This is a genomic window from Mycobacterium sp. 1245801.1 (assembly GCF_001673055.1).
Taxonomy (GTDB): domain Bacteria; phylum Actinomycetota; class Actinomycetes; order Mycobacteriales; family Mycobacteriaceae; genus Mycobacterium; species Mycobacterium europaeum_A.
In genome coordinates this window covers 1-737 of sequence record NZ_LZKY01000383.1, presented here as the reverse complement: position 1 = coordinate 737, position 737 = coordinate 1, and the positions used below count along the sequence as shown (strand labels likewise).

The 737-nt window shown below is 63.5% G+C and carries 2 protein-coding genes; both read left to right on the top strand.

Annotated features, from left to right (window positions below):
- On the top strand, positions 1 to 249 hold a 249-nt coding region (locus A5622_RS29860; protein WP_197508089.1), incomplete at its 5' end, for a hypothetical protein.
- Positions 250 to 258: 9 nt separating this feature from the next.
- Positions 259 to 507, top strand: coding sequence for a hypothetical protein (locus tag A5622_RS24475; protein WP_066881755.1), 249 nt, complete (start codon positions 259 to 261; stop codon positions 505 to 507).
- Positions 508 to 737 lie beyond the last annotated feature (230 nt).

Here is a 737-nt window from a genome sequence, read left to right as displayed (position 1 = left end):
CTGATCCGCGAGGCGCTGCAGTCACGCATCAACGACGGTGACGTCCGCGAGGGCTACCTCGTGACACACTACGTGGCGATCGTCGGGCTCGTCGGCGTCACGGACAACGGCAACACCGAAACCGGAGTTGTCGTGATGGAACAGAACGGCCAGGCCGGATACATCACGCACGGCCTGTTGTGCGAGGCGCCGGAAATCCTCGCCCGGGCTGCAGAATCTCGCGAAGCCGACTGCGACGAAACCGACTAGGAGACAACCATGTTCGACAAGATAATCAAGACTTTCGCCGACGCGGTCGCCGCTGCCGTGGCCCGCGAGGTCGCCAAACAGTTGCCCACCGTCGCGGAGAAGGTCGCCGGCGCGGTGGCCGACCGGGTGCTCGAGCGGATCCCCGACTTCGGCGACCTCGACAAGCAGTTGCATTCGCTGGCCGACCTCGGCGAGCAGACCGTCGACGGTGTGGTGGCGCGGCTGCGGAAGCTGCCGTTTCCGTTCAACTTGCTGTAATCCGCACTTGCGCAACTGAAAGCGCCCCCACCCTGTTACGGGTGGGGGCGCTTTTTTGTGCTTCACAGAGTTCGCGTGTCAGTTGTCCGTTCGTTGACTTAGCGGCTCATGGTTAACCTCCCGGGTTTCAGGTCATCATTCGCTTGACCCAAGCGCTCGACATGCCCTTCACGAACCTATTGGCCACGGTGGGGCGTTGCTGCGGTTCCGACGTCGCCGACGCGGCGGCG

What these genes read in the sequence shown, in the direction of transcription:
- A5622_RS24475 (WP_066881755.1), top strand. Translation starts at nt 259, where the DNA reads ATGTTCGACAAGATAATCAAGACTTTCGCCGACGCGGTCGCCGCTGCC.